This is a genomic window from Serratia sp. FDAARGOS_506, from assembly GCF_003812745.1.
Taxonomy (GTDB): domain Bacteria; phylum Pseudomonadota; class Gammaproteobacteria; order Enterobacterales; family Enterobacteriaceae; genus Serratia.
The window spans coordinates 216626-240959 of the sequence record NZ_CP033831.1 but is presented as its reverse complement, the minus strand read 5'-3'; the positions used below and the strand labels follow the sequence as shown (position 1 = coordinate 240959).

The following is a 24334-nucleotide window of genomic DNA, read 5'->3' as shown; positions in this document are numbered from 1 at the left end:
ATTAGTGTGGCAGCGGGGCCAGTTGCTTGTTGCGGCGGAACTTCGCCTGCAGCCGGTCGAAGTAAAGATAGACCACCGGCGTGGTGTACAGCGTCAGCAGTTGGCTCATCACCAGACCGCCGGCGATGGTGATGCCGAGCGGCTGGCGCAGCTCCGCGCCGTCGCCGCTGGTCAGCACCAGCGGCAGCGCGCCGAACAACGCCGCCAGCGTGGTCATCATGATCGGCCGGAAACGCAGCAGGCTAGCCTGGAAAATCGCCTCGCGGGCGTTGATGCCGCCGTTGCGCTGCGCCTCGAGCGCGAAGTCGACCATCATAATGGCATTTTTCTTCACGATGCCGATCAGCAGCATGATGCCGATCAGCGCGATCAGGCTGAACGGCGCGCCGAACAGCTCGAGCGCCAGCAGCGCGCCCACGCCGGCGGAAGGCAGCGTGGAGAGGATGGTCAGCGGATGGATATAGCTCTCGTACAGCACGCCGAGCACGATGTACACCGTAGCGATCGCCGCCAGGATCAGGATCACCTGCGATTTCAGGGTGTCCTGGAATACCTGGGCGGTGCCGGCGAAGGCGCCGCGCACCGCAGGTGGTACGCCAAGCTGGGTCATGGCGCGGGTGACGGCGTCGGTGGCGTCGCTCAGGCTGGCGCCGAGCGGCAGGTTGAACGAGATGGTGGAGGCGGCGGACAGCCCCTGATGGTTGACCGCCAGCGGCGTATTGGCCGGCTGCCAGTGCGCGAAGTAGGAGAGCGGTATCGCCTTGCCCTCGCTGTTGATGATGAACATTTTGTCCAGCGAACTTACGTCCTGGGTGTAGGGTGGCGCCACTTCCATCACCACTTTGTATTGGTTGAGCGGCTGATAGATGGTCGAGATCTGCCGCTGGCCGAAGGCGTTGTTCAACAGGCTGTTGGCGTCGGACACCGAGATGCCGAGGCGCGACATGGTGTCGCGATCGTAAATCAGATCCATCTCCGAGCCTTTATCCTGCTGATCCGAGTTGACGTCCGCCAGCTCCGGCAGGGCGGCCAGCGCGGTGCGGATTTTCGGTTCCCAGGTGCGCAGGGCGCTCAAATCGTCCGACAGCAGCGTGTACTGGTAGCTGGCGTTGGCCTGCCGGCCGCCGACGCGGATATCCTGCACCGCCATCAGGAACAGACTGGCGCCGGGCTCTTTTGCCAGTTTGGTGCGCAGGCGGGCGATCACCTGCTGCGCGCTGTCCTTACGTTCGGACAGTGGTTTGAGCGAGATGAACATCGAGCCGCTGTTGGTGCGCGAACCGCCGGTAAAGCCCGTGACGTTATCCACCGCCGGATCGTCGCGCACGATGGTCATGAAATCCTGCAGCTTCTGGCGCATAGCCTGGAACGAAATGCTCTGATCGGCCTGAATCGCCCCCATTAGACGGCCGGTATCCTGTTCCGGGAAGAAGGTTTTCGGAATGCTGATATACAGCCAGACGTTCAGCGCCACCGTTGCCAGCAGGATCGCCAGCACCCAGCGGGCATGGTCGAGCACCCAGTGCAGCGAGCGGCCGTAGCCCTGCTGCAGTTTCAGCAGCAGCTTGCCGAAGCCACGCACGCGCTGCTGCGCGCGTTCCGTTTGCGGGCGCAGCAGGTAGGCGCACATCATCGGCGTGAGCGTCAGCGAGATGAGCAGCGACAGCCCGATAGACACCGACAGGGTAACGGCGAACTCGCGGAACAGACGCCCCGGCAGCCCCTCCATCAGCAGCAGCGGAATGAATACCGCCACCAGCGACATGCTCATCGAAAGCACGGTAAAGCCGACCTCGCGTATCCCTTGCAGCGCCGCCTGCAGCGGCTTGATGCCGGCTTCCACGTGGCGGGAAATGTTTTCCAGCACCACGATGGCGTCGTCCACCACGAAGCCGGTGGCGATGGTCAGCGCCATCAGCGACAGATTGTTGAGGCTGAAACCGCACAGATACATGGCGGCGAAGGTGCCGATCAACGACACCGGCACCGCGACGGCGGGGATCAGCGTGGCGCGGCCGGAGCGCAGGAAGGCGAACACCACCAGGATCACCAGCGCGATGGCGATGACCAGCGATTGCTCCACTTCCGCCAGCGAGGCGCGAATGGTCGGCGAGCGATCCTGCGCGATGTTCAGCTTGATCGAGGCCGGAATGCTGGCCTGCAGATCGGGCAGCTCGGCGCGGATGCGATCGACGGTGGCGATGATGTTGGCGTCCGGCGAGCGGCTGACCACCAGCAGGATCGCCGGTTGGGCGTTGGTCATCCCGGCGTTGCGCACGTCCTGTACCGAGTCGATGACGTTGGCGACGTCGCTCAGCCGGACGGCGGAGCCGTTGTTGTAATGCACGATCAGCGGCTTGTAGCCCTCGGCCTTCTTGATCTGGTCGTTGCTCTGGATCTGCCAGCGCTTGTCCTGGCTTTCGGTCGAGCCGAGCGGCGTGCGCAGGTTGGCGCTGCTGATGGCCTGGCACACGCTGTCCAGCGATACGCCTTGGTTAAACAGCGCGGAAGGATTTAGCTCCACCCGCACCGCAGGCAGCGAGCTGCCGCCGACGGTGACGTCGCCGACGCCCTCGGTCTGGGCGATTTTCTGCGCCAGCTGGGTAGAAGCGAAGTCGTAAAGTTGCCCCTGGCTGTAGGTGTCGGAGGTGAGCGTCAGGATCATGATCGGCGCGTCCGACGGGTTCATCTGCCGATAGGTCGGGCGGCTCGGCATGCCGGAGGGCAGCAAGCTTTGCGCGGCATTGATCGCCGCCTGCACGTCGCGCGCCGCACCGTTGATGTCGCGGCTGAGATCGAACTGCAGGACCACGCGGGTGCTACCGAGCGAGCTCATCGAGGTCATTTCGTTAACCCCGGCGATGCGGCTGAGTGCGCGCTCCAGCGGGGTGGCGACCGAGGTCGCCATGGTTTCCGGATCGGCACCGGGCAAGGAGGCGGAGACCGAAATCACCGGGTAATCCACCTGCGGCAGCGGCGCGACGGGCAGCAGGCTGAAGCCCAGCGCGCCCGCCAGCGCGATCGCCAGCGTCAGCAGGGTGGTGGCCACCGGCCGGAAGATAAACAGCGAGAAGAATTTCACGGTGTCTCCCGCGCTTCTTCTTTGGCGTGGGTGTTGCGCGCCAGTTTATCGAACAGCAGGTAAATCACCGGGGTGGTGAACAACGTCAGGATCTGGCTCATGATCAGGCCGCCGACCATGCAGATGCCGAGCGGCCGGCGCAGCTCCGCACCGACGCCGGTGCTGAGCATCAGCGGCAGCGCGCCGAGCAGGGCGGCCAGCGTGGTCATCAGGATCGGCCTAAAACGCAGCAGGCAGGCCTGATAGATGGCGTCATAGGGCTTCATGCCCTGCTCGCGTTCGGCGGCCAGGGCGAAGTCGATCATCATGATGGCGTTTTTCTTCACGATGCCGATCAGCAGGATAATACCGATGATGGCGATCACGTCCAGCTCGCTTCCGGCCAGCATCAGCGCCAGCAGCGCGCCGACCCCGGCAGTCGGCAGGGTGGAGAGGATGGTGACCGGATGGATGAAGCTTTCATACAGCACGCCCAGCACGATATACATCGCCACCACCGCCGCCAGGATCAGCCACAGCGTGCTGCCGAGCGCCGCCTGGAAGGCCAGGGTCGCGCCCTGGAATTTTGTGGTGATGTCTTTCGGCATCGCCAGAGTCTTCTCGACCTGGGTAATGGCGTTGACCGCTTCTTCCAGCGAGTAGCCCTCCGCCACGTTGAAGGAGACGGTGGTCGCCGGGAACTGATCGAGGTGGTTGATCGCCAGCGGCCCGTTGCGCTGTTCGATTTTGGCGATGGTATTTAGCGGCACCACGGCGCCGCTGCTGCTGGTCAGCCGGATGTCGTTCAACGCCGCCAGCCCCGGCGTCGCTTGTACGTCATGCTCCAGTACCACCCGGTACTGGTTGGCCTGGGTATAGATAGTGGAGATCAGGCGCTGGCCGAAGGCGTTGTACAGCGCGCTGTCCACATCGCTCATCTGAATGCCGAGGCGCGACGCTGAGTCGCGATCGACGTTGATATAAGCCTCCAGCCCCTGATCCTGCCAGTCGCTGCTGACGTCCTGCAGTTCGGGCGTTTGCCGCAGTTCGTCGATCAGCTGCGGCACCCATTGGCTGAGCTGCTCGAGGGACATCGCCTGCAGGGTGAACTGGTACTGCGTGCGGCTGACCTGGGTGTCGATGGTCAGATCCTGCACCGGTTGCAGATAGAGTTTCAGGCCGGGCAGTGACGCCGCCTTCTCCTGCATCCGGTCGATGATGGTCTGCAGGCTGTCGCTGCGTTCGCTTAGCGACTTCAGGTTGATCTGGAGCCGGCCGCTGTTGAGGGCGGCGTTGGTGCCGTCGACGCCGATAAACGAGGTCAGGCTCTCTACCGCCGGATCTTGCAGCACCTGTGCGGCGACCTGCTGTTGCAGCACCGCCATTTTGCTGAACGACACCGACTGCGGCGCTTCCAGCGTGCCCTGGATCAGGCCGTTGTCCTGAATCGGGAAGAAGCCTTTGGGGATGAACAGGTAGAGCAGCACGGTGACGGCCAGGGTGCTCAACGCCACGCACAGCGTCAGCCACTGGTGGGCGAGCACGACTTTCAGCCAGCGGCCGTAGCCGGCGATCACGCGTTCGAAGAAACGCTCGGAAGCGGCGGAGAAACGGTTCTGCTTGCGCAACGACTCATGATTCAACAGGCGGGCGCACATCATCGGCGTCAGCGTCAGCGACACCACGGCGGAGATCAGAATCGCCACCGCCAGCGTTACGGCGAACTCGCGGAACAGGCGGCCGACGATGTCGCCCATGAACAGCAGCGGGATCAGCACCGCCACCAGCGAGAAGGTCAGCGAGATGATGGTGAAGCCGATTTCGCCGGCCCCTTTCAGCGCGGCGTCGAGCGGTTTTTCGCCTTTCTCGATGTAGCGCGAGATGTTCTCGATCACCACGATGGCGTCGTCCACCACGAAGCCGGTGGCGATGGTCAGCGCCATCAGCGTCAGGTTGTTGATGGAGAAACCGAGGAAGTACATGGCGGCGAAGGTGCCGACCAGCGACAGCGGCACCGCCACGCTGGGGATAATGGTCGCCGGCACGTTGCGCAGGAACACGTAAATCACCATCACCACCAGCGCGATCGCCAGCAGCAGCTCGAACTGCACGTCGCTGACCGAGGCGCGAATGGTGGTGGTGCGATCGGTCAGCACTTTGACGTCGACCGACTTGGGCAGGCTTTTAATCAGCGTCGGCAGCATTTCGCGAATGCTGTCGGCGGTGGTGATGACGTTGACGCCGGGCTGGCGCTGAATGTTCAGCACGATCGCCGGCTGCTTGTTGGCCCAGGCCGCCAGCCGGGTGTTTTCCGCACCCTGTTCGACGGTGGCGATGTCCTGCAGGCGGATCGGCGCGCCGTTTTTGTAGGCGACGATCAGCCGCCGGTACTCCTCGGCGGATTTCATCTGATCGTTAGCGGACAGGGTGACCGAGCGGGTCGGGCCGTCCAGGCTGCCTTTGGCGGAGTTGACGTTGGCGGCCGTGATGGCGGTGCGCACGGTTTCGCTGTCGAGCCCGTTGGCCGCCATGGCCGGCGCGTTGAGCTTCACGCGTACCGCCGGGCGCTGGCCGCCGGAAAGGGTAACCAGACCGACGCCGGTCACCTGGGAAATTTTTTGCGCCACGCGGGTTTCCACCATGTCTTCCACCTGGGTCATAGGCATGGCGGTGGAGGTGACGGCCAGCGTCAGGATCGGCGGATCGGCGGGGTTAACCTTGCTGTAAATCGGCGGATAGGGCAGATCGGTCGGCAGCAGGTTGGTGGCGGAGTTGATCGCCGCCTGTACCTCCTGCTCGGCAATATCCAGCGACAGCGCCAGCTGGAATTGCAGGGTGATCACCGAGGCGCCGCCGGAGTTCTGCGACATCATCTGCTTGAGGCCGGACATCTGGCCGAACTGGCGCTCCAACGGCGCGGTAATGGCAGAGGTCACTACGTCCGGGCTGGCGCCGGGGTACAGCGTCACCACCTGAATGGTCGGGTAATCCACTTCCGGCAGGGCGGAAACCGGCAGCGCGCGGTAACCGATAATCCCCGCCAGCAGGATCGCCACCATCAACAGCGTGGTGGCGACCGGGCGCAGAATAAACAGGCGGGACGGGCCGCCGCCGGGGTTCGGCGTCATCACCTGCATCAGGCTTTCTCCCGCTTGGCGTGCGGCGTGGCATTGCCGCCGGCCGCCGGGGTCTGCGGCGTCACCACCTCGACCTTCATGCCCTCCGTCAGTTGGTCGATGCCGTCGGTCACCACGCGTTGCCCGGCGTTCAGGCCGCTGGCGATCACCACGCTCTGGCTGTCTTCAATGCCGACGGTGACCAGGCGTTTGCTGACCTTGTTTTCGTCATCCATCGTCCAGACAAAGTTGCCTTCGTTACCCATTTGCACGGCGGCGGTCGGCACCACGATGGCGTTTTGCAGCGTGGCGACTTTCAGCCGCGCATTGACGAACTGATTGGGGAACAGCGCGTCGTCCTGGTTGGCGTACTGCGCCTTCAGCTTGATGGTGCCAGTGGTGGTGTCTATCTGGTTATCCAGGCTGAGCAGGTTGCCCTGCGCCAGCAGGGTCTTGTTGGTGCGCCCCCAGGCTTCGACGCTGACCGGCCCGGCCTTTTGCGCCTTCATGATGTCGCTGATGGTGCTTTCCGGCAGCGTGAACACCACGTCGATCGGGTGCGTTTGCGTGATCACTACGATGGCGGTGGAGCCGCTGGTGATGTAGTTGCCCATATCGACCTGTTTGAGGCCCACGCGGCCGGAGATCGGGGCGATGATTTTGCTGTAGGTCAGCTGCAGTTGAGCGCTGTCCACCGCACCCTGATCGGCCTTGATTGCCCCTTCGGTCTGCTGCACCAGCGAGGCCTGTGTGTCCAGCTCCTGGCGAGAGACCAGGTTGGTTTTCACCAGCTGCTGGTAGCGGGCCAGATCGCGCCGGGCGTTGGCCAGCGTCGCCTGATCCTTCGCCAACTGCCCCTGAGCCTGCGTCAGCTGCACCTGGAATGGTCGAGGATCGATTTCCGCCAGCAGATCGCCGGCTTTCACCTGCTGCCCTTCGGTGAAGTGCAGGGCCATCAGTTGGCCGTCAACCCGGCTGGTGACGGTAACGGTATTGGCGGCGGTGACGGTGCCCAACCCAATCAGATAGCTCGGCACGGATTGCTGCGTGGCCGTGGCCACCTGAACCGGCGACAGACTGCCGCGGCGTTTGCCGCCGGCGGCCGCTCCTTTGGCACCGCCGGCAGGGCGGGCTGCCGCCTGTGTTTCAGCGGCCGGCGGCGCGGCGTTGAAATGACGCCAAATCAGCACGGCGACAATGGCCACGATGGCGGCAACCAGCAGGCGCAACATCAGGGAACGGCGTTGGGGTTTTGCATTCATGGCGGCGAAAATTCTCTCCAGAGGACAACCGTGCGGGCACGCATTGCCACAAAAGTGACATTCCTTACAGAATACTAGTTTAGCCAGCCAAAGCGGCATAAAAATGAAGGAAATAAGGAGGAACCGTCAGCATTTTCCGAATAAGTTAACGATTGTTGCCTACTCTGTTTATAAGCGTTGGGTTTTACCTTATAGCCAATGCGTTTTAACGACTTTCTGTATTTGGCGCTAATAATTAACGAGAAAATTATTTAACCCATGGAGCCTCCCTCAATGAGCAAGAAACAACTGGGCCGTTCGGGCATTCAGGTGCCGGCGTTAACCTTCGGCGGCAACGTGTTCGGCTGGACGGCGGATCAAGCGACCTCTTTCAGCCTGTTGGATGCGCTGGTGGACAATCAGCTCAACTTTATCGACACCGCCGACGTCTATTCCAGCTGGGCGCCGGGTAACCGGGGCGGTGAATCGGAAACCGTCATCGGCGAATGGCTGAAAAAGAGTGGCAAGCGCGACCAGGTGATCATCGCCACCAAGGTGGGCAAACCGATGGGCGAAGGCAAACAGGGGCTGTCGCCGCGCTATATTCAGCAGGCGGTGGAAGACTCGCTGCGCCGCCTGCAAACTGACTATATCGATCTTTACCAGTCGCATGACGACGATCGCGATACGCCGTTGGAAGAGACGCTGGCGGCGTTCGATGCGTTGATCAAGGCCGGTAAGGTGCGGGCGATCGGCGCCTCCAACTATCAGGCGGATCGCCTGGAAGAAGCGCTGCGGGTGAGTGAAAGCAACGGGCTGGCGCGTTACGAAACCCTGCAGCCGGAATATAACCTGTATGCGCGCGAAGGTTATGAAGCTGAGCTGGAAGGCGTGGCGCAGCGCCATGGGCTCGGGGTGATCAACTTCTTCGCGCTGGCCAGCGGCTTCCTGACCGGCAAATACCGCAGCAAAGAGGATGAGGGCAAAAGCCAGCGTGGCGATCGCATCGTCGAACGCTACCTTAACCCGCGCGGCTTCCGCATTCTGGCGGCGTTGGATCAGGTGGCGAGCAAGCACGGCACCTCCCCGGCGCAGGTCTCGCTGGCCTGGCTGATTGCGCGTCCGAGCATCACCGCGCCGATCGTCAGCGCCACCTCGTTGCCGCAGCTGGATGAGTTGGTCAGCGCCACCCGCCTGACGCTGGATGCGGACGACATTCAGGCGCTGAACCACGCCAGCGCCGGGTAAGGCGCGTTACCCGGCAGCGATTTTGCTCTATGCTGAAGGGGTCAACATGGCCCATTCAGGAAACCGCAATGTCTGGTGATACCATCAACGATCTCGCGACGCTGGAACAGCTGTACGGCAAACCCGGCGCCCCCTCGGTTTTTAAAGAAGTCAGCTATATCCATCCGGCGTACCGCCCGTTTATCGAGGCGGCGCCGTTTGCCGCCTTGTCGACAGTTGGGCCGGATGGCATGGATGTTTCCCCGCGCGGCGATCCGGCCGGTTTCATTCATATCGAAGACGAGAAAACCCTGCTGTTGCCGGATCGACGCGGCAATAATCGCATCGACAGCCTGCGCAATATCCTGCACGACAATCGGGTGGCGCTGCTGCTGCTGATCCCCGGCATCGGCGAAACGCTGCGGATTAACGGACGGGCGGAGATCGTGGTGGCGCCGGCGGTGTTGCAGCGCTTCGCCCACCGCAACCAGCTGCCGCGTTCAGTACTGCGCATTCGGGTAGAGGCGGTGTTTTTCCAGTGCAGCCGGGCGGTCTTGCGCTCGGGACTCTGGGAAGAGGGCAGCCGTCTCGAACGTTCGGCGCTGCCCAGCCCGGGCCATATTTTGGCTGCGGTGAGCCAAACGCGCTTCGACGGTGAAGAGTACGACCGCGAGCTGCCGCAGCGGCTGAAAGATACGCTGTATTAATCGCCGTGACGTTCGCGCCACGCTTGTCGGTTCAGCCGGTACAAGACGTGCTTTTGCAGCGGATGGCCCGCCGGTAGACGCGGGTGCAGGAAGGTTTCGCCGTCAAACTGCATGCCGATGCGTTCCATCACCCGGCGTGACGGCTGGTTGCTTTCGGCGGTGAAGGACACCACTTCCGGCAAGTACAGCGTGTTGAAGGCGCACGCCAGCGCAGCGCGTGCCGCTTCAGCGGCGTAGCCGTTGCCCCAGTGGGCCGCCGCCAGCCGCCAACCGATCTCCACGCAGGGGGAGCAAGGCAGATCGTCGCCCGGCCGCGCCAGCCCGACAAAACCGATAAAGGGTGCGCCGTCTTTCACTTCCACCGCCCATAGCCCCCAGCCGTGCTGTTGCATGAAGGCGCGAATGCGTTCGGCCTGCGCGCGGCTTTCCTCGGCCGTCATCGGCGCCGGGAAATAGCGCATCACCTGCGGATCGGCGTTGAGCGCGGCGAAGGCCGGCAGATCGTCGTCGTGCCAGGGGCGCAGCCGCAGCCTGGCGCTGTCGAGGGTAAGGATGGTTGACATGATGCATAGCCTCCAATGAGCAAGGGCGCGGCGAGCCGCACCCTTGGGCCGTCAACGGAACAGCGTTTGCGCCCAGCGCGCCAGCCCGGCGGTGACCGAGCCGAAGTCGTTGCCGCCGACGATCGGAATGCCCGGCAGCTGCTGTTGCAGCGCGGCGCGCAGCAGCGGCGAACGCGCGCTGCCGCCGGTCAGGTAGATCACCTGCGGCGCGGTCTGGCTGCTGGCCAGCGCGGCGCTGACCTGCTCCTGAATGCGCATCAACGGCTGCGAGATGGCGTCGGCGAGCTGATCCTGGCTGATGCTTTCTGCCAGATCGGCCTGCACGAAGCTGAGTGGTGCGCTGATGGCGGATTGGCCGGACAGGGCTATCTTACTCTCTTCGGCCGCGCGCACCAGCCGGTAGCTTAGGCGCTGTTGGTACACTTTCAGCAGGCGTTTGACCTTTTCCGGCTCCGCCGCGTCGAGGATCAAATCGCGCAGCACGCGGCCGTTGGCGGCGCTGTAGAAGTCGTTTTGCGCCGGCACGTCGTTGGTCGCCACCGCGTTCCAGTAAGGCAGCGCCGGCAGGGCGATGCCTTTCCCGGTTTCACCACCCAGACCGAACAGCGGCATCAGCTGTTTGAAGGCCAACATGATGTCCAGATCGTTACCGCCGACCCGGCAGCCACTGTGGCCCAGCAGGCTCTGCTGGCGATCGGCGCGGTCGCGCCACTGCGGCCCCATCAGCAGCACCGAGCAGTCGGTGGTGCCGCCGCCGATGTCCACGACCAGCACGGTTTGCTCTTCGCTCAGCGTCGCTTCGAAGTCCAGCCCCGCCGCCACCGGCTCGAACTGGAATTCAATCTCTTTGAAACCGGCGCGTTCGGCGGCGCGCTGCAAAATGCCCTGCGCCTGCCGGTTGGCTTCGTCGCCGCCGATGCCCTGGAAGTTGATCGGCCGGCCGATCACCGCCTGATCGATACCGGTTTGCAGTACGTTTTCCGCCTGGCGTTTGATGTGGAACATCATGGCGCACACCAGGTCTTCGAACAGCGCGATCTGCTGCGGCTTCAGGCCGTTGGCGCCGAGGAAGGACTTCGGCGAGCGCACGAAGTACACCTCTTCCGGATCTTCCATGTAGTGCGCCAGCGCCTGCAGGCCGAACAGCACGCTGTCGCCGTTGACCGGAATGTCTTCTTCGCGGTTGTAACTGATGGCGCGGCGCAGCAACTGCTGGTTTTCTTCGCTACCGGTCGGTACCTGCCAGTGGCGGTGCAGGCACTCGCTCACCGCTTCGCGGGTCGGCGCGCATAGCATCGAAGGCAGATACGGCTCGTTGTTTTCCAGCGTCAGCAGCTCGGGGCCGTGGTCGCGCATCACCGCGACGGAACAGTTGGCTGTCCCGTAGTCGAATCCAATAAACATCTCTTTTTTGTCCCCATGCCAATGAAGGGGGGCGACTTTACCCGAGACGGGGCCGGTGGGCAATGCGCCGATGCGCGAGTGTCGAAAAATTTAGCGGGCGCGGCACCGGCATGCTTAACTTAATGTCCGAATTCCGCACGTCAGCGCGCCAACCGAGCCCCATAATGCAGAAAAAACCGAACCCGAGCGTTGCCATGAATACCCAACAGCAAGCGTTGTACGACGCGCTGCGCGCGCGTGACCGCAAATTCGACGGCCGCTTTTTCGTCGGCGTCTCCTCCACCGGCATTTATTGCCGCCCGGTGTGCAGCGCCCGCACGCCGAAGCTGGAAAATTGCACCTTCTATCCGAGCGCGGCGGCGGCCGAGCTGGCGGGCTTTCGCCCCTGTCTTAAATGCCGGCCGGAACTGGCGCCCGGCCTGGCGCTGATCGATCTGGGCAACCGCTATGCGCAGGTGGCGGTGCAGCTCATCGAGCAGGGCTATCTGTCCGAACACAGCTGCGAAGCGCTGGCGGCGCGGCTCGGCATTTCCGATCGCCACCTGCGGCGTATCTTCGCCGAACAGTTTGGCGCTTCGCCGATCGATTATGCACAGTCGCACCGGTTGCTGCAGGCCAAACGCCTGTTGGCGGATACCGACCTGCCGCTCAGCGAGGTGGCGTTCGCCGCCGGTTTCGGCAGCCTGCGGCGTTTCAACGAGCTGTTCAAGGCGCGCTATCGCCTGATTCCGTCGGCGCTGCGCAGCGGCGGTGCGCGCGGTGAACGGGCCGCCGCCAGCGGCCTGGTGTTCCACCTGGGCTATCGGCCGCCCTATGACTGGGATCGCATGCTGAACTTCTTGCAGGCGCGCGCCGTGCAGGGCGTAGAGCGGGTCGAGGGCCGCCGCTATCTGCGTTCGATCTCAGTCAGCCAGGGCGGTACGGAGTATTGTGGCTGGCTCAGCGTGCAGCCGGAAGAAGCGCGCAACCGGGTCAGGATAGAGATCGCGCCGGCGCTCAGTCTGGTGACGACGGAGGTGCTGCGCCGCGTACGCTTGCTGTTCGATTTGGACGCCGCGCCGGATCGCATCAATGAGGCGCTGGGTTCGCTGGCGGCCGATGCGCCGGGGCTGCGCTTGCCGGGCTGCGTAAACAGCTTCGAGCAGGCGGCGCGCGCGGTGTTGGGGCAACTGGTCAGCGTTAAGATGGCCGCGACCTTCGCCGGGCGGATGGCTGAACGTTGGGGGGAACCGCTGGCGGCACCGCACGAAGGCATCACCCACGTTTTTCCTGCCGCCGAACGGGTGGCGCGGTTGCAACCTGAAGAACTGCGCCCGCTCGGGGTACAGCTGAAGCGTGCGGCGGCGTTGATCGAGATCGCCCGCGCATTGGGAGAAGGGCGGCTGCAGCTCGACAACGTGCTGGATATCGAACAGGGCATCAAGACGCTAACCGCGCTGCCGGGCATCGGCAGCTGGACCGCCAGCTATATCGCGATGCGCGCCTGGTCTTGGCCGGACGTGTTTCTGGCCGGCGACTACCTGATCAAACAGCGTTTCCCCGGCATGACGCCGCGCCAGATTGAACGCTATGCCGAACGTTGGCGCCCGTGGCGTTCTTACGCCACGCTGCACCTGTGGCACAACGGCGGTTGGGCGCCGGAAGGGGAGGATTGAGCATTCGGGCTAGCGGGGAGCGTCGATCAGCTGCAGCAGGCGGCTCATGCCTTCGCGCATCAGGAACGTCAGCAGCTTTTCCCGCTCGGTCGGCGTCAGGTGGTAGTAATATTCGATCCAGATCCGCACCGGATCCTGGCGTTTGACGTCGTAGTCCGGATGGTCGGCCTCGCGCAAGGCCGACAGGCTGCGCGCGCCGAACGGCAGACTGTCGATATGGTATTCCAGCGCTTTACCCTGCACGCCACTGCGGCGGCGGCTGACCCAGCCTTCGCGCCGGGCCATCAGATTGACCCCTTGCGGGGTCGAGGGCAACCCCGCTTTACCCATCAGTTCCCTGGCGGAAAACCATTTCTTTTCCATAGTCCCTTATCCCTGAGCTATCACATGTCTAGGAAAATCAACGGATATGTCGATGTCCGCATGGGAGCTTCATCTTACTTAATCGTTTAAGCTTCAGGTGTTATTTATATCACTAATCTCGTATTGGTTAACATAATGTGAACGACAAGACGTGCGGCGCCCCGGTGAGCGTCTTTTGGAAGTACTCGTGATGTTTTAGGTCGATAAAAGCGAGATGCCGCATGTGGCTCAGGCACCTCGACCGAGCCAGGGGCCGAAGGCGCGGCCCCTCCCATTGCCGTTCATTGTAGTAACCGAGAAATTCTGGGCATTTACGGCAATTTATCCTGCGCGTCACGTACAGAGACTGGATAAAAAAAATGCCAGTCAGGCTTAAGTGACCAGCATTAGGCGGGGGCCTGCTTTTGGCGTATTACAGCAGGAACAGGGTGGCGAGGCCGAGGAAGATGAAGAAGCCGCCGGTGTCGGTCAACGCGGTAATGAGCACGCTTGAGCCGACCGCCGGATCGCGCCCCAGTTTGAGCATGGTCATCGGGATCACCACGCCCATCAGCGCCGCCAGCAGCAGGTTGAGGAGCATGGCCAGCGTCATCACGCCGCCCATCGCCGCGTCGCCGTACAGCAGCCAGGTGATCACGCCCATGATGCCGCCCCACACCACGCCGTTGATGATGGCCACCCCCAGCTCTCTGAGCATCAGGCGCGAGATGTTGCCGACTTCGATCTGGTGCAGCGCCAGCGCGCGCACGATCATGGTGATGGTCTGGTTGCCGGTGTTGCCGCCGATGCCGGCGACGATCGGCATCAGCGCCGCCAGCGCCACCAGTTGGGAAATGGTATGTTCGAACAGGCCGATCACTCGCGAAGCGACGAACGCGGTGCAGAGGTTGATCGCCAGCCAGGCCCAGCGGGTCTTGACCGCTTTGCTGACCGGGGCGAATACGTCTTCTTCCGGGCTCAAACCGCCCATGCGGCGCAGGTTGGTGTCGCTCTCTTCGTTGACGGCGTCGACGATCTCTTCGATGGTCAGGCGGCCCATCAGCTTGCCCTTGGCGTCAACCACCGGGGCGCTGATCAGGTCGTAACGTTCGAAGGCGCCGGCCGCTTCATCGGCCTTGTCTTCAGGCTGAAAGGTAGCGGGATCGCTGTCCATCACTTCGCGCACCGGGATTTCCGGATCGTTCAGCAGGACTGCGGTCAGCGGCAGCTCGCCCAGCAGGGTGTTTTTGCGGTCGGTGACGAACAGTTTATCGGTGGCGTCGGGAATGGTTTTGCGCATGCGCAAAAAGCGGTGCACCGCGCCGAGCGTGACGTCCGGCCGCACCGTCACCAGTTCGAAGTCCATCATCCAGCCGACGCTGTCTTTGGCGTACTGGCTCATCTCGCGCACCTGGGCACGCTGCTCCGGCTCCAGCGAGGTCAGCAAGCGGCCCATCAGGTTACGCGGCAGGTATTGCGCCAGATAGGCTTGTTCGTCAACGTCCAGCGTTTTGATCGCCTTGAGCAGGTCTTTGTCGCTCATTTCCTCGATCAGGCTGTCCCAGACCGGCTCGGCAACCTCCACCAGCGTCTGGCCGCGCTTGTTGTTGCCCACCAGCCGCCACAGCGCCATACGTTCGTCCTGCGGCAGCGCTTCCAGCAGGTCCGCCAGGTCGGCGGCGTGCATATCGTCCAACAGGCCGGTGATTTCCGCCGTCTGGTTCAGCAGTTCGCTTTGGCTGAGGGTGTGTTCATCCCCTGGCCGGCCGAGAATGCCGTCGACCAATTCCTTATTGTTCAACAGCAGTGTGAGAATGCGCTGGCGGTGTTCAGCGACTTTTTTGACGTTATGGGTTGCGGCTGACATGGTGTTCCTTAACGGGCGCTCGGCGTTCCTGACGCAGGCTCATTAAAAGATAGAGCATAGCGAGTGCCGGAGTCATTTTTATGAAACGGACGGGGCGCGGCGGTTATTCAGAGGAGGCGTCCTGTTGCGGCGCGCTGACTTCGGCGGCGTTTTGCGCAGCGGCCTGCTTTTTTTCCTGATGATGAGGCACTGCCACCACGGCGGCGTACAGCAGTCGGCCGACTAAAATGATAAAGCTGATAAACAACACTATCTTCGTCATCTGTCCGGTGGTTTTCTTGCGCATATATCACCCGGTATGCCGGTGTCCTGTGTTATTCGCTCGAGAATTTGTAACCGGATTTTAGGCGCTGATGACAAAAGTTGTCCATTTTTTTCCGGGGCACGGCATGGCGCATTAGGGTTTCGTTTAGGTTGACGGGGCGAGGGCGGAAAGAAAAACCCCCTGTCTGGCAGGGGGCGGGGGATCAGGCGGAGCGCTGTTCGTCTTGCGAGCCTTCTTCGTCGATCAGCAGCTTCCAGCCGACGACGTCGTTCCAGTAGGCCTGCTCGCGTTCGAAATCGAGCTGCACCAGGTTGTTCTGCGCCAGGTAGCCGGCCGGGAAGCGCAGCGTCCAGTGGTTGTCGTCGGTGGTCAGGCGCAGCGTTTCCGGCGTGGTAGTCGACTGACGCTGGTTGTTGAGCAGGGTGCTCAGACGCAGCAGCTGGATCAGCGGCAGGTAGTGTTTCTTCTTGAACAGGTTGAGGCGCGGCAGCTCTTCCAGCTTGATCGCCTTACGGTGGAAGCGCACCAGAGCCGCCAGCAGCAGTTGCTGTTCTTGGTTGAAGCCAGGCAGGTTGGAGTTTTGCAGAATGTAGGCCGAATGGCGGTGCATGCCGCTGTGGTTGATGCTCAGCCCCACTTCGTGCAGCATGGCGGCCCATTTCAGCAGGGCCTCCAGCTGCGGGTGAGCCAGCTTGGTGTTTTGCGCCATCCACTGCGAGTAGAGCAGCTCGGTGGTTTCCAGCACCCGTTTGGCCTGTTCGCGGTCGATGTTGTAGTGATCGGCCAGGCTCTTGGCGGTGCGGCTGCGGATGTCCTGGTGGCGGAAACGGCCTTCCATTTCATACAGCACGCCTTCGCGCAGCGCGCCGTCGGACAGGCGCAGATCGCGTATCGCCAGCGCGTCGAACACGCCGCACAGAATAGCTAGCCCCGGCACGAACACCGATTGGCGATCTTCCGACAGGCCCGGCAGGCTCAACGAGCTGAAGCTTTTGAACTGCAGCACCTGCTCGGCGAGCATTTCCAGGCGTTCCAGAGTGATCAGACCGTCTTTTTCCCCCATCGCCACCAGCACTTCATGGGCGGCCTTGATGGTGCCCGAGGCGCCCAGCGCATACTGCCAGCCCTGAATGCGGTACTGCCAGGCCAGCGTTTCCAGCTTCTGCGCCGCCGCCAGCCGCGCGCGGCGGAAGTTGTTTTTGCTGATCTCGCCGCCCGGGAAGAACAGCTGGGCGAAGCTGACGCAGCCCATGCGGCGGCTTTCCGCCAGCAGCGGCTCGAAGTCTTCGCCGATCACCAGCTCGGTGGAGCCGCCGCCGATGTCGATCACCAGCTTGCGGCCTTTCTCCGGCTGAGTGTGCTCCACGCCCATGAAGATCAGACGCGCTTCTTCCTGACCGGCGATGATTTCGATCGGGTAGGGGATCACTTTGGCGGCGCGCTTGAGGAACACTTCGGCGTTCACCGCCTGACGCAGGGTGTGAGTCCCGACGATGGTGACGTTATCCGCCGGGAAGCCCTGCAGCCGTTCGGCAAACAGGGCCAGGCAGGCCAGGCCGCGTTCTATCGCCTCTTCACTGAGTACGTTGTTGCTGTCCAATCCGTCGGCGAGATGCACCCGCTGTTTTAAACGGCCCAATACCTGTAAGGCGCCGTTGACGACGCGGGCGATCACCATGTGGAAACTGTTCGACCCGAGGTCGATGGCGGCGATTTCCTGCGGTTTGTTCGTTGCAGTGTTTTTTAGCGGCATAGTTGCTGGCCTACTGTCCTGGTTGTTCCAGAGCTTTTAAATACTCGTAAATAGCCACCTGGGCACGCACTTTGCGGCGGTTGCCGCGCGGCACGTACTGGTTGCTCAGTTCTTTATCCACATAACGGGCCTTGACCGTATCGCTGAACAGGATCTCCAGGATGTCCAGAACGCGCTGTTTCAGCGCCGGATCCAGCAGCGATACCGCCACTTCGATACGGTAATCTATGTTACGGGTCATCCAGTCGGCGGAGGACAGATACACCCGTTTGTCACCTTTATTGTCGAAAACGTAAACCCGATCGTGTTCCAAAAAGCGATCGACGATGCTGATCACCTGAATATTGTCGCTGATCCCCGGCAGGTTGGGAATCAGGGAACACATGCCCCGCACCAGCAGGCGGATCTTCACGCCGGCGCCGGACGCGGTATATAACCGATCTACCAGCCCTTTATCCACCAGATTATTAATTTTCAACATAATGCCGGCCTGTTCCCCGGCCTGGGCGTTGGCGATTTCGTTGTCGATCAGCTCATACAGCTTCAGGCGCGAGTTCTGCGGCGACACCATCAGGTTGTCGAAGGTGACCGGCCGGTAGGGGTTCTCGATAAAGTTGAATACCCGGCGCACCTCGTTGGTGATGCGTGAGTCGGCGGTCAACAGCGAATAGTCGGTGTAGATGCGCGCGGTTTTTTCGTTAAAGTTGCCGGTACCGATATGAGCATAGCGCACAATTTCATCGCCTTCACGGCGCGAAATCAGGAACAGTTTGGCGTGGATTTTCAGGCCCGGTGCGGAGAAGATCACGTGCACGCCGGCTTCGGTCAGGCGTTTCGCCCAGTGAATGTTGGCCTCTTCGTCGAAGCGCGCCTGCAGCTCGACCACCACCGTAACTTTCTTGCCGTTGTGCGCGGCGTGGATCATCGATTCGATGATGCGCGAATCTTTCGCCACCCGGTAGATGTTGATCTTGATAGCCAACACGCTCGGATCGAACGACGCCTGGCGCAGCAGCTCCAGCACGTGCTCGAAGGTGTGGTACGGGTAGTAGAGCAGCACGTCTTTTTCGCGAATGGCGTCGAAGCCGTTGCGGAAACCGTCGAACCAGATGTGGCGCAGGCGCGGCAGCGGCTTGTTGACCAGGTTGGCCTTGCCGACGTTCGGGAAACTGATGAAATCCTTGAAGTTGTGGTAGCGGCCGCCGGCGATCACCGAATCGTAGTTGGAGATGCCCAGCTTGCCGCGCAGCAGTTCCACCATTTCGTTCGGCATGTCGCGCTGATACACGAAGCGCACCGGCTCGGCGGTCAGGCGCTGTTTCAGGCTGGAGGACATCAGTTCCAGCAGGCTGGATTCCATTTCGGTGACCAGATCGTACTCCGCGTCGCGGGTCATTTTCATCGAGTAGGCGTTGAGCGCGTCGTAGTCGAAGAAGCCCTTGAAGATATCGTCCAGGCAGTAGCGCAGAATGTTGTCCAGCAGGATCATCGGCTTACGGCGGCGCGGCGCTTCCGGCGGCAGATTGACGAAGCGCGGCACCTTGTCGGAGGGGATCTCCAGCAGCGCATAGTCGATGCGCGCGCCGCGGATGATCTCCACCGCCAGGTAGGTGTAATCGTCTTTCAGGAACTGCACCAGGTTGGTGTCGTGGTTGATCAGGATCGGCGTGATGTGCTGGCGCAGATGCTGTTTGAAATATTGCCGCAGCCAGATTTGCTGGTTCTCGGACACCTGGCGTTCGTTGATCAGGAAGATCTGATTGCGCGCCATTTCCAGCAGCAGATCGTTGTACAGGCCGTCGAACTCCTGATCGGTTTTCAGCACCTTGGCCTGGATCTTTTTCAGCAGGTGGCGCGAGGCGCCGGCGGAGCCTTGTTCTTCGCTGATCAGGATGCGCCGTTTGAGATCGGCGAAGCGGACTTTATAGAACTCGTCGAGGTTGTTGGAGTAAATGCCCAGAAAACGCATACGTTCAATCAGGGGATTGCTCTTATCTGCGGCTTCCTGCAACACGCGTTCATTAAAGGATAACCAGCTTAGTTCTTTTTCGATGTAGAGCTTTTCCTGACCCATTGCCACTCCAGTTCAAATTTAGAATAGGATCCGGGACGCAGCGCCCGGATGCCGCTCTAGTGTCCTTCATCATTATTGCGAGAGATTGACAGGAAAGTCCAACATATCCATTGCGTTGGCGCGCGGCGTTTTTCGGCGGCAATAAATTTTCGCCGATGCAGGGCACACGGTGATGGAATGAACAGCATTAAATTACGGTTTGCAGGCTTATTTTTGGCGATATCAAGCGTATCTGCGTTCATTTTTCAGCAATATATCAACGCCATATTGTCTGTTTGCAGTGTAAAAAACCTGGGTTAGTGCGGGTAACTTTGTCATGCAAACGTCATAAAACTGACATAAGATGCCCGGTTATCTTACGGCGCAAGCCCGATTACATCAGCGACAGCGAGACACATGACACAGACGACGGCCAATCAACATCCCCGAGATCGCATGCGCGGGCGCATCGACCGCGGCGTGCAGGCGGCAGTAACCGCCAGCGGGCTGATGGTGCTGATGACGTTGATGCTGATCTTCGTCTATTTGCTGTTTGCAGTGCTGCCGCTGTTCAAACCGGCCTCGCTCGGCCAGGCGCAGCCGTTGCCGATTGCGGTGTCGGCCCCGGCGCTGGCGCTGGGCATGGACGTGCAGCAGCGTGTCGGTTACCGCATCGATGCGCAGGGCGCGGGGCAGTTTTATCGCCTGACGCCGGCACCGAGCGGCCAGACTCAGGCACCGCTGGCGCAGCAGACGCTGCTGGCTAAACCGGCGCTGCTCGCGCAGGCCGCCGGAGAGCGCGATCTGTTTGCGCTGGCGCAGGCCGACGGCCGGTTGGTGGTGGCGCGCGCGGATTTCGCGGCGGCGGAAAACGGCCGGCCGCAGTGGCTGTTCCCGCTCGGGCAGCAGCCATTGGCGCTGGATCCGCAACGTAAACCGCTGAAGCTGCTGTCGCTGGCGGATGTGCATCGCGGGCAATATCTGCTGGCCGGGGTGACCGACGATCGGCGCCTGGTGTTCGGCCGTTTCAGCCCTGAGCGGCCGCCGCAGTTCAGCGAAAGCCCGCTGGAGCACGATGCAGAGCAACTGGTGCTGACGCCGGATGGCCGCCAGCTTTATCTGTTGACCGGCAATCGGCTGACGCGTTATGAGATCGACGGCGCGCAGCTGCAGCTGCGTGAAACGCGCACTTTGGGCGAGCATGCCCCGTATCAGATGACGGCGCTCCCCGGCGGCAGCGCGCTGCTGGTCAAGGGCGCCGACGGCAATCTGCGCGAGTGGTTCGAGGTGGAAAAAGAGCAGCGCTGGCGCCTGACGCCGGTGCAACATTTCGACCACGGCGCCGACGGGCAAGAGCTGACGGTGGCCGAGCCTTACCGCCGGGTATTTGCTACCCTGCGGCCTGATGGCGGTTTCTCGTTATTCTCCACCATTCAACCGCAGCCGCTGCTGAATACCCGTTTGGGGGCGGAGGTGCAGCAGATGGCGTTCGCGCCGCGCGGCGATGGCCTGCTGCTGGAGAACGCACAGGGCTGGCAGCGCTATGCGCTCGACAACCCGTATCCGGACGTTACCTGGCGTTCGCTGTGGGGCAAGGTGTGGTATGAGAACTACCCGCAGCCGGCCTACGTCTGGCAGTCCACCTCCGGCGAAGACAGTTACCAACCCAAATTCAGCCTGATGCCGGTGATCTTCGGCACCTTCAAGGCGGCGGCTTACGCGATGCTGTTCGCCATTCCCCTGGCGCTGGCCGGCGCCATCTATACCGCTTACTTTATGACGCCGGGGTTGCGGCGGGTGATCAAACCGTCTATCGAAGTGATGGGCGCGCTGCCGACGGTGGTGATCGGGCTGGTGGCCGGCATTTGGCTGGCGCCGATCATCGAGCAGTATCTGTTGGCGGTGCTGGCATTGCCGCTGCTGCTGGCGGCGGCGGTGCTGCTGTGCGGCGCGTTGACCCATCGCTTTATGCCACGCTGCCGGCCGGGGGTCGATCTGCTGTTGCTGTTGCCGCTGCTGGCGTTGACGGTGTGGCTGGCGCTCAGCCTGGGGCCGCGGCTGGAGGTGGCGCTGTTCGGTGAGCCGCTGCATTTCTGGCTGGGGGGTAATTACGACCAGCGCAATGCGCTGGTAGTGGGCGTGGCGATGGGCTTCGCGCTGGTGCCGATCATCTTCTCGCTGGCGGAGGACGCGCTGTTCAGCGTGCCGGCCACCCTGAGCCAAGGTTCTTTGGCGCTGGGCGCTACCCAGTGGCAGACGGTGATCAAGGTGGTGCTACCTTCCGCCAGCGCCGGTATATTCTCCGCGCTGATGATCGGTTTTGGCCGCGCGGTGGGGGAAACCATGATCGTGCTGATGGCCACCGGCAACACCCCGATTATCGACGGCAGCCTGTTCCAGGGGCTGCGGGCGCTGGCGGCCAATATCGCCATTGAAATGCCGGAGGCGGTCTCCGGTAGCAGCCATTACCGCGTGCTGTTCCTGACCGCGTTGGTGCTGTTTGTCTTCACCTTCGTGTTCAACACGCTGGCGGAGGCGGTGCGCCTGCGGCTGCGCAAGCGTTACACGCCGAATCAGGAGGCGCCATGAAGAACTGGGTGAAGAGCGGGTCGCCGTGGATATGGCTGACCGCCGGTTCGGTGGCCGTCAGCCTGTTGGCGCTGATCGGCATTCTGTTGCTGCTGGCCGGGCAGGGGATGCGCTATTTCTGGCCGAGTCCGGTTTATCAGTTTGAGCTGAATCAGAACGGCGCCGGGCCGGTGACGGTGATCGGCGAGCTGTATCAGCAGCAAAGCATTTCCCGCCGCCAACTGACGGAAGCGGGCGTGACGCCGCCGGGCGAGGCGCAAAGCGTCGAGCGCTATCTTATCAAGGTTGGCAACCGCGAGCGCGAAGGGCAGGATTTCCGCACGCTGCTGGCCAGCGACATCCGCAACCAAAGCACGCCGCGCAGCCTGCTGGTGCTGGAGCGCGACAGCCACGGTACCGCTTACGGCTATCTGGCGGGGCTGCTGGAGGATGGGCAACCGCTGACCGGCCGCAATCTGGGGCAGGCGTTGCAGCAGCGGCTGCCGCAAATTGCTGCGCTCTCGCGCCAGGCGCACGATATTCAATTCCGCGATATGGCACGCATCAATCAGCAATTTGACGCGCTGCGACTGCGGGAAAAGCGCCTGCAGCGCGACGATAAGCTGGACGCCCGCGCGCAGGATGCCATCAAGGCCGAGCGGCTGGAGATGCAGCGGCAATACCAGCTGCTGTCCGAACGCCTGGCGGGGCTGAACCGCGATCGCCAGCGCGATGCGCTGCTGCTGCGCGACATGCATGGCCAGACGTTGACCATTCCGCTCAGCCAGGTGCGCGATGCCTGGTACCCGAACGCCATGAACACTACCGAAAAGCTGGCGCACTGGGGCGAGCAGGTGAAGAAGTTCCTCACCGACAGCCCGCGCGAAGCAAATACCGAAGGCGGGGTGTTCCCGGCCATTTTCGGCACGGTGTTGATGGTGATCCTGATGTCGATCGTGGTGATGCCGTTTGGCGTGATCGCGGCGGTATATCTGCACGAGTATGCCGGCAACAATCTGTTGACGCGTGTGATCCGCATTGCGGTGGTCAATCTGGCCGGCGTACCCTCGATCGTCTACGGCGTCTTCGGCCTCGGCTTTTTCGTTTATATGATAGGCGGCACGCTCGATCAGCTGTTCTATCCTGAATCCCTGCCTAACCCCACCTTCGGCACGCCCGGCGTGCTGTGGGCGGCGCTGACGCTGGCGTTGCTGACGCTGCCGGTGGTGATCGTCGCCACCGAGGAAGGGCTGTCGCGCATTCCCACCTCGCTGCGGCAGGGCTCGATGGCGCTGGGCGCCAGCCGGGCCGAGACGCTGTGGCGCATCGTGCTGCCGATGGCGGCGCCGGCGATGATGACCGGCCTGATTCTGGCGGTGGCGCGCGCCGCCGGGGAGACCGCGCCGCTGATGCTGGTGGGGGTAGTGAAATCGGTGCCGGTGCTGCCGGTAGACGAGATTTTCCCGTATCTGCACCTGGAGCGGAAGTTTATGCATTTGAGCTTCCAGATCTACGATATGGCATTCCAGAGCCCGAGCGTAGAGGCGGCGCGGCCGCTGGTGTTCGCCACCGCCTTCCTGCTGGTGACGATCGTGGTGAGTTTGAATCTGGCGGCGATGGGTATCCGCCATTCGTTGAGGGAGCGGTACCGAGCATGGTCGCAGTAACAATGACGCTATTTTTGGGGAGTGCGTAATGGGTTTGATGACGCCAGGCAGTTTGCCCCGGCTGGATGTCCAGCATCTCGACGATGAACAGACCGCGCTGGCGGTCAACGGCCTGAACCTGTTTTATGGCGACAAACAGGTGCTGCACGATATTTCTCTGCGCATTCCGAAACACCGGGTGACGGCCTTGATAGGCCCTTCGGGCTGCGGTAAATCGACGCTGCTGCGCTGTTTCAACCGCATGAACGATCTGGTGGACAACTGCCGCATCGAGGGCGATCTGCAGCTGAACGGCGCGGCGATCTCCGGCGCGCAGATCGACGTGGCGGCGCTGCGGCGGCGGGTGGGCATGGTGTTCCAGCGGCCGAACCCGTTCCCGAAATCGATCTATGAAAACGTGGTGTACGGCCTGCGGTTGCAGGGCGTGCGCGACCGGCGTTTGCTGGACGAGGCGGTGGAGCGTTCGCTACGCGCCGCCGCGCTGTGGCATGAGGTGAAGGACCGGCTGCGCGAAAATGCGTTCCGCTTGTCCAGCGGCCAGCAGCAGCGCCTGGTGATCGCGCGCGCCATCGCCATCGAGCCGGAGGTGTTGCTGCTCGACGAGCCGACCTCGGCGCTGGATCCGATCTCCACGCTGACCATCGAAGAGCTGATTTCCGCGCTGAAACAGCGTTACAGCGTGGTGCTGGTGACGCATAACATGCAGCAGGCAGCGCGCGTATCCGATTACACCGCGTTTATTCATCAGGGGCGATTGGTGGAATACAACGACACCGACGCCATCTTCACCTCGCCGCGCCAGCGCCGCACCGAAGACTATATTACCGGGCGGTATGGGTGAGGGC

At 62.3% G+C, this 24334-nt stretch carries 16 protein-coding genes; 6 read left to right on the top strand and 10 right to left on the bottom strand.

Features of this window, described 5'->3' with window-relative positions:
• Nucleotide 1: 1 nt before the first annotated feature.
• The 3 genes from mdtC to EGY12_RS01445 are packed head-to-tail and all read right to left on the bottom strand — an operon-like array spanning nt 2 to nt 7439.
• Nucleotides 2–3082, bottom strand: a complete 3081-nt coding sequence (gene mdtC, locus EGY12_RS01455) for a multidrug efflux RND transporter permease subunit MdtC (RefSeq protein ID WP_123892347.1) — start codon at nt 3080–3082, stop codon at nt 2–4.
• A complete protein-coding gene (locus EGY12_RS01450) occupies nt 3079–6198 on the bottom strand; it encodes an MdtB/MuxB family multidrug efflux RND transporter permease subunit (protein ID WP_123892346.1) in 3120 nt (1039 codons plus the stop codon). Before EGY12_RS01450 ends, mdtC begins: the two co-directional genes overlap by 4 nt.
• On the bottom strand, nt 6198–7439 hold the full coding sequence (locus tag EGY12_RS01445; protein ID WP_123892345.1) for an MdtA/MuxA family multidrug efflux RND transporter periplasmic adaptor subunit: 1242 nt from the start codon (nt 7437–7439) through the stop codon (nt 6198–6200). The genes EGY12_RS01450 and EGY12_RS01445 overlap by 1 nt, the downstream gene beginning before the upstream one ends.
• Nucleotides 7440–7712: 273 nt before the next feature.
• On the opposite strand from EGY12_RS01445, the gene EGY12_RS01440 reads away from it, so the two are divergent.
• Both EGY12_RS01440 and EGY12_RS01435 read left to right on the top strand, forming a co-directional pair.
• Nucleotides 7713–8666, top strand: a complete 954-nt coding sequence (locus EGY12_RS01440; protein ID WP_123892344.1) for an aldo/keto reductase — start codon at nt 7713–7715, stop codon at nt 8664–8666.
• A gap of 68 nt (nt 8667–8734) precedes the next feature.
• A complete protein-coding gene (locus EGY12_RS01435; RefSeq protein ID WP_123892343.1) occupies nt 8735–9352 on the top strand; it encodes a pyridoxamine 5'-phosphate oxidase family protein in 618 nt (205 codons plus the stop codon).
• Here the strand turns inward: EGY12_RS01435 and EGY12_RS01430 are convergent.
• Nucleotides 9349–9915, bottom strand: a complete 567-nt coding sequence (locus tag EGY12_RS01430; RefSeq protein WP_123892342.1) for a GNAT family N-acetyltransferase — start codon at nt 9913–9915, stop codon at nt 9349–9351. The two genes, EGY12_RS01435 and EGY12_RS01430, sit on opposite strands and share 4 nt — an antisense overlap.
• 51 nt (nt 9916–9966) lie before the next feature.
• Entirely contained in the window at nt 9967–11319 is a 1353-nt protein-coding gene (yegD, locus tag EGY12_RS01425; protein ID WP_123892341.1) for a molecular chaperone, read from the bottom strand.
• A 164-nt stretch (nt 11320–11483) separates the two neighbouring features.
• Between yegD and alkA the strand changes: the two genes are divergently transcribed.
• Nucleotides 11484–12974 (top strand): DNA-3-methyladenine glycosylase 2, encoded by a 1491-nt coding sequence (alkA, locus tag EGY12_RS01420; protein WP_123892340.1) that lies wholly within the window; start codon nt 11484–11486, stop codon nt 12972–12974.
• A 9-nt stretch (nt 12975–12983) separates the two neighbouring features.
• Here the strand turns inward: alkA and EGY12_RS01415 are convergent, their stop codons facing one another.
• The 5 genes from EGY12_RS01415 to ppk1 form a co-directional block, all read right to left on the bottom strand.
• Nucleotides 12984–13337, bottom strand: a complete 354-nt coding sequence (locus EGY12_RS01415; RefSeq protein WP_123892339.1) for a DNA-binding protein — start codon at nt 13335–13337, stop codon at nt 12984–12986.
• A 412-nt stretch (nt 13338–13749) separates the two neighbouring features.
• A complete protein-coding gene (gene mgtE, locus EGY12_RS01410) occupies nt 13750–15183 on the bottom strand; it encodes a magnesium transporter (protein WP_123892338.1) in 1434 nt (477 codons plus the stop codon).
• A 103-nt stretch (nt 15184–15286) separates the two neighbouring features.
• Nucleotides 15287–15469, bottom strand: a complete 183-nt coding sequence (locus EGY12_RS01405) for a YfgG family protein (protein ID WP_004941600.1) — start codon at nt 15467–15469, stop codon at nt 15287–15289.
• A 181-nt stretch (nt 15470–15650) separates the two neighbouring features.
• Nucleotides 15651–17201 carry an exopolyphosphatase gene (gene ppx, locus EGY12_RS01400; protein WP_019452418.1) on the bottom strand — a complete coding sequence of 517 codons (1551 nt, stop codon included), beginning with the start codon at nt 17199–17201 and terminating at the stop codon, nt 15651–15653.
• Between the two features lie 10 nt (nt 17202–17211).
• Nucleotides 17212–19275 (bottom strand): polyphosphate kinase 1, encoded by a 2064-nt coding sequence (gene ppk1, locus EGY12_RS01395; RefSeq protein WP_033648827.1) that lies wholly within the window; start codon nt 19273–19275, stop codon nt 17212–17214.
• Nucleotides 19276–19671: 396 nt separating this feature from the next.
• Between ppk1 and EGY12_RS01390 the strand changes: the two genes are divergently transcribed.
• From EGY12_RS01390 to pstB, 3 genes are read left to right on the top strand one after another with little or no spacing between them, the layout of a single operon-like run.
• A complete protein-coding gene (locus tag EGY12_RS01390; protein WP_123892337.1) occupies nt 19672–21843 on the top strand; it encodes an ABC transporter permease subunit in 2172 nt (723 codons plus the stop codon).
• A complete protein-coding gene (pstA, locus tag EGY12_RS01385) occupies nt 21840–23489 on the top strand; it encodes a phosphate ABC transporter permease PstA (RefSeq protein WP_123892336.1) in 1650 nt (549 codons plus the stop codon). The genes EGY12_RS01390 and pstA overlap by 4 nt, the downstream gene beginning before the upstream one ends.
• A 28-nt stretch (nt 23490–23517) precedes the next feature.
• Nucleotides 23518–24330 (top strand): phosphate ABC transporter ATP-binding protein PstB, encoded by an 813-nt coding sequence (gene pstB, locus EGY12_RS01380; protein ID WP_019452422.1) that lies wholly within the window; start codon nt 23518–23520, stop codon nt 24328–24330.
• Nucleotides 24331–24334: the final 4 nt, after the last annotated feature.

Coding starts and splice junctions, on each gene's coding strand:
- EGY12_RS01450 (WP_123892346.1), bottom strand. CDS start 6,198: ATGCAGGTGATGACGCCGAACCCCGGCGGCGGCCCGTCCCGCCTGTTT.
- EGY12_RS01430 (WP_123892342.1), bottom strand. CDS start 9,915: ATGTCAACCATCCTTACCCTCGACAGCGCCAGGCTGCGGCTGCGCCCC.
- ppk1 (WP_033648827.1), bottom strand. CDS start 19,275: ATGGGTCAGGAAAAGCTCTACATCGAAAAAGAACTAAGCTGGTTATCC.
- mgtE (WP_123892338.1), bottom strand. CDS start 15,183: ATGTCAGCCGCAACCCATAACGTCAAAAAAGTCGCTGAACACCGCCAG.
- yegD (WP_123892341.1), bottom strand. CDS start 11,319: ATGTTTATTGGATTCGACTACGGGACAGCCAACTGTTCCGTCGCGGTG.
- EGY12_RS01415 (WP_123892339.1), bottom strand. CDS start 13,337: ATGGAAAAGAAATGGTTTTCCGCCAGGGAACTGATGGGTAAAGCGGGG.
- pstB (WP_019452422.1), top strand. CDS start 23,518: ATGGGTTTGATGACGCCAGGCAGTTTGCCCCGGCTGGATGTCCAGCAT.
- EGY12_RS01390 (WP_123892337.1), top strand. CDS start 19,672: ATGACACAGACGACGGCCAATCAACATCCCCGAGATCGCATGCGCGGG.
- alkA (WP_123892340.1), top strand. CDS start 11,484: ATGCAGAAAAAACCGAACCCGAGCGTTGCCATGAATACCCAACAGCAA.
- ppx (WP_019452418.1), bottom strand. CDS start 17,201: ATGCCGCTAAAAAACACTGCAACGAACAAACCGCAGGAAATCGCCGCC.
- pstA (WP_123892336.1), top strand. CDS start 21,840: ATGAAGAACTGGGTGAAGAGCGGGTCGCCGTGGATATGGCTGACCGCC.
- EGY12_RS01435 (WP_123892343.1), top strand. CDS start 8,735: ATGTCTGGTGATACCATCAACGATCTCGCGACGCTGGAACAGCTGTAC.
- EGY12_RS01440 (WP_123892344.1), top strand. CDS start 7,713: ATGAGCAAGAAACAACTGGGCCGTTCGGGCATTCAGGTGCCGGCGTTA.
- EGY12_RS01405 (WP_004941600.1), bottom strand. CDS start 15,469: ATGCGCAAGAAAACCACCGGACAGATGACGAAGATAGTGTTGTTTATC.
- EGY12_RS01445 (WP_123892345.1), bottom strand. CDS start 7,439: ATGAATGCAAAACCCCAACGCCGTTCCCTGATGTTGCGCCTGCTGGTT.